General features: G+C 52.5%; 7 protein-coding genes. 1 reads left to right on the top strand and 6 read right to left on the bottom strand.

Annotated features, from left to right (window positions below):
• The 6 genes from TU74_RS24165 to TU74_RS12860 all read right to left on the bottom strand — a co-directional run.
• The coding region (locus TU74_RS24165; protein WP_157315158.1) for a hypothetical protein at positions 1 to 563 on the bottom strand (563 nt) is incomplete at its 3' end.
• An 18-nt stretch (positions 564 to 581) separates the two neighbouring features.
• Complete coding sequence (locus tag TU74_RS23130; RefSeq protein ID WP_157315160.1) at positions 582 to 1,346, bottom strand: alpha-xenorhabdolysin family binary toxin subunit A; 765 nt, start codon at positions 1,344 to 1,346, stop codon at positions 582 to 584.
• A gap of 3 nt (positions 1,347 to 1,349) precedes the next feature.
• A complete protein-coding gene (locus tag TU74_RS23125) occupies positions 1,350 to 1,802 on the bottom strand; it encodes a hypothetical protein (RefSeq protein ID WP_053069999.1) in 453 nt (150 codons plus the stop codon).
• A 274-nt stretch (positions 1,803 to 2,076) separates the two neighbouring features.
• Complete coding sequence (locus TU74_RS12870) at positions 2,077 to 3,291, bottom strand: hypothetical protein (protein ID WP_048376776.1); 1,215 nt, start codon at positions 3,289 to 3,291, stop codon at positions 2,077 to 2,079.
• Positions 3,292 to 3,500: 209 nt separating this feature from the next.
• Complete coding sequence (locus TU74_RS12865; RefSeq protein ID WP_048376775.1) at positions 3,501 to 4,256, bottom strand: tetratricopeptide repeat protein; 756 nt, start codon at positions 4,254 to 4,256, stop codon at positions 3,501 to 3,503.
• Between the two features lie 3 nt (positions 4,257 to 4,259).
• The gene (locus tag TU74_RS12860) at positions 4,260 to 4,940 is read right to left on the bottom strand and encodes a Fe2+-dependent dioxygenase (protein ID WP_048376774.1); all 681 of its coding nucleotides are present in this window, start codon (positions 4,938 to 4,940) and stop codon (positions 4,260 to 4,262) included.
• Positions 4,941 to 5,156: 216 nt separating this feature from the next.
• On the opposite strand from TU74_RS12860, the gene TU74_RS12855 reads away from it, so the two are divergent.
• Entirely contained in the window at positions 5,157 to 7,475 is a 2,319-nt protein-coding gene (locus tag TU74_RS12855; RefSeq protein ID WP_048376773.1) for a TonB-dependent receptor, read from the top strand.
• Positions 7,476 to 7,579 lie beyond the last annotated feature (104 nt).

The raw sequence follows: 7,579 nt of genomic DNA, 5'->3' as shown, positions 1-7,579 counted from the left end.
GCAGCGTCTGTCGTTGAAAGAGCATCACCATAATGGTGACGCGCTCCTCGGTACTCAGGTGGTTGTATTGGGTAGACATGGCAACACCTTACATGAGGTGTTGCACTTGCTCCTTGAGACCGCCCATAGTCAATCAAATCACCTGCGAAGTGATCCAGCGTCAATGCGCCTATTTCTGCCCGGTTGGCCTCAATCAAGCCTTGGGCGGCTTCCGCTTTTTGCACTACGTGGCGCAATCGTTCTTGGCAGAACGCGTTCAAGTCTTCAATGCCCTTGGCCTTCAATCTGGGGGCCAAGGATGAATCCTCAGCAATCACTTTATACTGCCCGGCAAGATCGCTGATACCTGCACTGGACAGTGACGCTTCGAGTGCGATGGCCTGATCGACTAAAGAGCGACTATGACTATTAATGAGTAACTGCGCCCGCATTACACGCTCATGCAAACCGGGAAGTGCAGCAAAAGCATTATTTGCAACCGCACTGTTAAACACACTTACAGCCCCTTTGACGGCTACCATATTCAAAGTGGGATAGAGATTCAGGTGGGTGATTCCGTTCACGTTTATATTCCTTCTAAATCAGGGTTGGAGCAGTTCATTGAACGCTGCGGAAATTTGCGCAGAGTAGCCTTTGATACTGACCCAAGGATTAATAACTATAGAAAAATTCATTGCAAACTTATGGAGTTCCAACAGGGTATCTACCTTGCTCAAGGATTCGCTGGCCTCATCAAGGTAAGCAGCAATATACGTCCATATCTGGGACAGCTGCTTGGCACCGACTTCAGCCCCTAACATTTGCCCTTGCAGATCAACAAGGTGCAGCTGGAGATCATCAAGCAACTCAGCTAACTTATCGGCATTTTTGAGTTTCTCTAACAACTTACGTCTATCAGCAATGAGTTTATTTTTTTCCTTGCGAATATTTTCTGCTTTACTGCCAAAAATCCCTCCCGTTACCACCAGCCCGATTGGCCCCAAAGCCAAGCCTGAAAAAGAAGCGCCTACCGCGTTTTTGTAAGCACTGGCAAGCGCATCGATTTGCTCATTGAGTTGTAGAACTTTTTCAAGTAATGCCTCACGCTCATGCTCTTTGCCCGAGTTTTTATAGGCCATCATTTTGGCTTTAACCAAGGGAATCAAATCATCGGACAAACCTTTCTCAAAGCCCTTGGCCAATGTCCCAACCTGTTCAACAGACTTGATAAACCCAGCTGTACTCTTCTTGGCGTCTGCTAAATACTCCACCATCTTTTCAATGGCGCGTTTCTCTGTACGGTCTAGCAATATAGCGTTAAGCTCTTCTTGTTCTTCCTCGGTTAGATCTTGGAGGGTTCCATCCAGCTGTCACCCTAACTCAATAGCCCTTATAAGAGAGACTACACTTTCGCCCGTCGTTACAAAATCAGCTGCGAATTTCTCCAACTCTCTCGCGACTTCTTTACTGCCCGATTCTAATGCTGGCCACGTATTAGCATGTGCCACAGCACGCTCATTCAGTTTTAAAATGTCTTCTGGCGACAAGCCCTCAACATCAATACGATCATAGTTCAAACGCTTTCTTACCACGTCAAGCGAGAGCGGTAGCATTTTGGCAAAAGCGACATACCTACGCGTATTATGAATATCCTCTCGCCGTATTAAAAAACCTAGATCTTTGGGATCAACAGCAGACGGCGTCAGCCCCGTCACTAACTTGATGTATTCCCCCGGCAAACGACTGGCAGCCACATCAAGACTTAAATCCTTGACACTTTCCAAGTCAATTTCCAAGTCAATTTCCAACGCCAAACTATCCATTTTTTAGCACCTTTAAATTTATGAGCCCGCTCATAACAGCGTAGAGCCAAACTCAACGTACTCAACACGACTAAAGCATCAAAGGTTGTAGGAGAATGGCACATCTGAATATGAGAAGTGGCGAAAAACAACTGGGATACACGTGTTAATAAAAGCACCTTTGAAACAATTGAAACAGTAAGCGTACCCCCTCATTCAGCCCACTCCGTATGTGCAAGAGGCGTCGGCACGCTAAGTTCAAGTCTTCCCATAATATGAAAGGAATAGTCATACACTACCCCGCCGTCCAGTCATCGCGCTCCAATAGGGTCCTAAATGAACTGTAGACTTGCTCAGTCAGTGATTTAACGCCCAACCAGGTTCTCATCAGCCTCACGAGATTTATTTTCAGTTGGGTGAGGTCTGACAGGTGGCTCACCTGCTTTAAATACTCATTCACGCCCAACACATACCACTTGAGGGGGCCCCACGCCTGCTCCATCTCGCGGCAGGTCACGGCGGCAGCCATAAAGCGTCCGCGTAGCTCAAAAAATCGTTGTTGGGATACGTATAGAAGCGTGCCCAAAGCGTCCTGCGGCAAATGGGCGAAGACTAAACGCCCGCGCTCGACAACCAGCCGATGAATCTCACCTCTCACTATTCCGGCCTGGCGGCTGAAAACACCTGAACGGGCATCCAGACTGAACCGTGGCATCATGCCTGGCACGGTCTGCGCAATCAGCCGTTCATAATCCGTGACCAACGTATTGAGCTGATCATCTATCGCACGCAGATCAGTCTCAAAGGAGTCATTGACTGGCAGATTATTCACGTGCGAATAGGCCTCTAAAAGCGCAGCGACCTTTGGCATCAACACATTTACAAGGGTGTTATTGAAGACACGGCATTGGGTAAAGATGGTGGTATTGAAGAAGCCTCGTATATCCGGCTGCTCGTGAACCCGATTTAAACGTATACCTTCAAGCGCAGAACGCTGTTGATCAGTCAACGCAACACGTTGCAAATCCCCCCCGTCAAGCTGAAGATCTGCGGCTTGTCCTCCCGCGATCCCATCGATATCTTCAACCAGTTGAAGAAAACGCTCCGGGATGTCTCCCGCCAATTGGTTCATGCTGTCGCATGCAACTTTGACGGCATGTTCAAGGTGGGTCCAAGCCTTGGTATGTGTCAGTACCTGTTGATGAAAACTCACTACTTGTTCCGGCTCAAGTCCTTCCAGACCCACAGCCCGTGGGGGATACAGCCGCTTTACGCGCTCAAGCGTCGTGGGCAGGAGGCGTGCATGGTCAACATATAATCGAATATTTTCAATATCCGTGCGCCTAAATAAAAACCCTCTGTCGGCACGAGGAATTCCACTTATGCGTACACCCGCCAAATACTGCATAAAGCGCAACGGTACGACAATCGATTGCTCGAACACGCCCGATTGTTCGTAAAATTCAGACCCGACAATAGATTCCAGCTCATCGACATAATGCTCAGACATCGTGCAACTCCTGCTCAATTAATACAGATGAACAAGACTAAGCCTAACCACGACACCCGCAATACAGGCCAAGCGCTAAATCATGTAAGAGAGTGCGCTGCGTGACAGCGCTATTGACCATTGCATTAACTATTACTACTGCGTCTGTAGCGCAATAACTATTTAACGCGGATCTTATTTAAACTTGCGCCTGCCAGAACAGCATCTGATCACGCCGATTCAAGTTGTGCCACGCGCTGTGCAAAGTCTGAGGCCATTGAACGAATGCGCGGATCCGGCGCCTCGATGAGGGATCGCTGAGCAACGCGCAAAAAATTCAGATTCCCGCCAGCCAGCGCCTTGCGCAACCATTCAAGGGCTTCGTCGACTTGCCCACGTTGAGCCAGGACAGCGGCATGGCTGAACTGCCCGCGAAAATCTCCGCCCTCAGCCGAACGTTGGTACCACTGCCAGGCGGCTTTAAGGTCCTGTGCACAGTACTGACCGTCCTCCAGATAACGGCCCAACAAATTCATCGACTTGGCGTGCCCCAGGTCAGCCGCCTGCCGGTACAACGCCACGGCGGCACACTGATCCTCTGCTACGCCGCGCCCCGTGGCCAGCACGTTGGCGTAGTTGTACATGGCCCAGTCCAGTCCGGCTTCGGCTGCCTGACGGTATTCCAGGCTGGCCAGAGTCAGATCCGAAGGCCCGCCCCAGCCATGCTCCCAACAGCGACCGAGCATGTTGCGCGCCATCAGGTGACCCGCGTTGGCTGCGATCTGGAACCAGCGCCTGGCCAGCACCGGGTCACGTTCGATGCCTTGCCCGTCGAGCAAAATCTGCCCCAGCAACGCCTGACCATCGACGATGCCTTGCCTGGCTGCCAGCAGGATCGCCTGAGCCGCCCGCGCAGGATTTTCAGCCAACATGGCGCTGAGCTGTTCGCCATCAAGCAATTCCTGGCGGCGTAGTTGAAAACTCATGGGTTAAACCTCAACCCAGCGGCGCAGCAAGTTGTGGTAGGTGCCGGTGAGCTGAATGAGCGAAGGGTGATCAGGCACGTCACGGGTCAGTTGCTGGATCGCGCCGTCCATTTCGTACAACAGCGTGCGTTGGCTGTCTTCACGCACCAGGCTTTGGGTCCAGAAGAAGGAGGCATACCGGGTGCCCCGCGTGACGGCGTTGACCTTGTGCAGGCTGGTGCCGGGGTACAAGACCATGTCACCAGCGGGCAATTTGACGTGCTGTACGCCATACGTGTCCTGAATCACCAACTCGCCGCCGTCGTAATCGTCGGGGTCGCTGAAGAACAGGGTCGACGACAAATCCGTGCGCACCCGCTCAGGATTGCCCTTGGGCTGACGCACCGCGTTATCGATATGGAAGTCGAAGCTGCCGCCTGCCGTGTAACAGTTGAGCAACGGCGGGAACACTTTATGCGGCAAGGCGGCTGACATGAACTGCGGGTTCTGCCACAGCCGATCAATCATGGCCGCGCCAATTTCTTTGGCCAGCGGATGGCCTTCCGGCAATTGCAGGTTGTGCTTGGCCTTGGCGGACTGATAGCCGGCCGTGATTTTGCCGTCAGCCCAGTCCGCCTGCTCCAGTGCCTGGCGAATACGCAGGACTTCTTCACGGGTAAACAAGCCGGGAATATGCAGGAGCATGACGCAGTACCTGATAGCAAAGAGATGGCAATGGTATTGATTCTTATTGATCGTGTAAAACGCTGATCGAGGCAGGAGACGAACGAGTGTGAAAAAACCGTAAAGCAAAATTGTAAAGAATGTAAATTTCGCGCTAATAGTAATTGATCTCAATTGATAGGCAGAATTGTTTGCACTATATTTCTCTGCTCAAATTCTGGGGGAAGGGATCTAACGATGTTGCGCCAACCAATAAAAATACCTGTCAGCTCGCCGCGTTTGCTGGCTTCGGCCATCGGTGTAGCAATCACTGCAACCTCTGCCGCGCACATGGCTCAGGCGGCTGAAAGCACCGAAAGCAAGGCACAGGGCAACAGTATTTCCCTTGGCGCAACCACCGTGACGGGGGAGCAGCAGGACGCCTACCAAACTGAAAAGGCAGACTCCCCAAAATACACGGCCCCTCTGATCGACACCCCGCGCTCGATCACCGTGATCCCGCAGCAACTGATCAAAGACACTGCGGCCACTTCGCTGCAAGACGCCTTGCGTACCGTTCCGGGTGTTACGTTTGGCGCTGGCGAAGGTGGCAACCCGCAAGGCGACCGCCCCTTCATTCGTGGTTTTGATGCCCAGGGTGATACTTATCTGGATGGCGTGCGCGACACTGGCGCACAAAGCCGCGAAATCTTCGCCGTAGAAAACATCGAAGTCGCGAAGGGACCGAACTCCGCCTTCGGGGGGCGCGGCGCGGCGGGCGGCACGATCAACCTCGTGAGCAAAAAAGCTCATTTGGGTAACTCTTTCGATGCGGGTTATACCTGGGGCTCGGATCAAACCCAGCGTTACACACTGGATGGCAACTACCAGTTCAGCGACACAGTAGCAGGCCGTTTAAACCTGATGAGCCACGAAAGCAACGTTGCCGGACGTGACAACGTGAACTACGACCGCTGGGGTATCGCCCCGTCGCTGGCCTTTGGCCTGGGCACTGACACGCGCGTTAACATCGATTACTACCACATGGAAAGTAATGACCTGCCGGACTCAGGCATTCCTTACGGTTTCTCTGTGGGCAAGACTCACACTGCCGCAAGCCCCGACAAGCCCAACGATGGCGGCGACAGCACGAACTTTTACGGCTTGACCGATCGTGACTTCCGCAAAACCCGCACCGATATCACCACGCTGGCTTTCGAGCATGATTTCAATGACAGCCTGACTGTCAAAAATACGCTGCGCCATGGCAACAGCATGCAGGACTACATCCTGACGCAGCCGGATGACAGCAAAGGCAACGTGAACAATGGCAGCGTTTGGCGCAGAGCCAACTCGCGAGTAAGCAATACTGCGACGACAACCAACCAAACAGATCTGTTTGGTGATTTCTACGTTGCAGGCTTCAAGAACAGTTTTTCCACCGGGATTGAAATTAGCCGCGAAACCAGCGACAGATCCTCTTATAACGTCAATACCGATACCATTGGCAGCACCAGTGCCGCGGATTCAACCTGCACGCCGGGAATGATCGGATCACCAAGTGGTTATAACTGCACCTCTCTGGGTAACCCGACACCGAACGACCCATGGAGCGGCGCAATCTCGCGCAACTATCTGGGAACGGCCACGTCCAGCAATACTCGCGCTCTATATGTAATGGATACGCTGGAACTGTCGCCTGAGTGGCTACTGAACATGGGCCTTCGTTACGACCATTTCGAGACTAAGTACAAAACTCACGCACTGGATTCAAAAACCAAAGCACCGGTGACCTACAAAGGTGAAGACACCAGCGACTTCTTCTCCGGCCAACTGGGCTTGGTCTGGAAAGTAAGACCGAACGGCAGCATCTATGTTTCTTACGCCACGTCGGCTACCCCACCCGGATCAATGTTGGGTGAAGGCATGGAAGGTAACGCGCTTTCAGGTTCTCCTGAGCGCAGCGGAGCATTCGCCAGTAGCGACCTTGAGCCCGAAGAAACAACTAACTACGAGCTCGGCACCAAGTGGGATGTGTTCAATGACCGCCTCTCTCTGACCGCTGCTATTTTCCGTACAGAGAAAGAAAACACCCGAGTTCAGGTAAACACTGCATCTTACGAAAACGCCGGTAAAACCCGTGTAGACGGCATCGAGTTGTCTGCCAGCGGCAAGATCACCGACAAATGGCAAGTGTTCGCCGGTTATAGCTACCTTGACGCCAAACAGCAGGACGGTGGCCCGTTGAACAAGGCTACCGATGGCAACAAGCTGCCTAACACGCCGCGCAACAGCGCCAGCCTGTGGACTACGTACGCCATTACGCCCAAGCTGACTGTAGGTGGCGGCGCTTTCTATGTAGACGACGTGTTCGGCAACGTTGCCAACACCACCTACGTACCGTCTTACACACGCTACGACGCCATGGCCAGTTACAAGCTGAGCAAAAACGTTGACCTGCAACTGAACGTACAAAATCTGACCGACAAGACCTACTACGACAAAGCCTTCTCGACCCACTTTGCTAATCAGGCACCGGGCCGTACGGCTTTGCTGACCACCAATTTCCACTTCTAAACAGATGTCACGTTAAGCCAAGCCCCGCCCATCCTATGGCCGGGGCTTTTGTGTGCAAGCCGGATCACTTTCGGTCTGGACGTATAACAAGCATTCATTTGAGC

This window comes from Pseudomonas lundensis (assembly GCF_001042985.1).
Taxonomy (GTDB): Bacteria; Pseudomonadota; Gammaproteobacteria; order Pseudomonadales; family Pseudomonadaceae; genus Aquipseudomonas; species Aquipseudomonas lundensis.
The sequence above is the reverse complement of the archived record's forward strand: the minus strand, read 5'-3'. Positions and strand labels throughout refer to the sequence as shown.

Bases quoted from the DNA above. Each gene is read 5' to 3' on its own strand.
- TU74_RS23125 (WP_053069999.1), bottom strand. From the start codon at position 1,802: ATGGATAGTTTGGCGTTGGAAATTGACTTGGAAATTGACTTGGAAAGT.
- TU74_RS12870 (WP_048376776.1), bottom strand. From the start codon at position 3,291: ATGTCTGAGCATTATGTCGATGAGCTGGAATCTATTGTCGGGTCTGAA.
- TU74_RS12865 (WP_048376775.1), bottom strand. From the start codon at position 4,256: ATGAGTTTTCAACTACGCCGCCAGGAATTGCTTGATGGCGAACAGCTC.
- TU74_RS12860 (WP_048376774.1), bottom strand. From the start codon at position 4,940: ATGCTCCTGCATATTCCCGGCTTGTTTACCCGTGAAGAAGTCCTGCGT.
- TU74_RS12855 (WP_048376773.1), top strand. From the start codon at position 5,157: ATGTTGCGCCAACCAATAAAAATACCTGTCAGCTCGCCGCGTTTGCTG.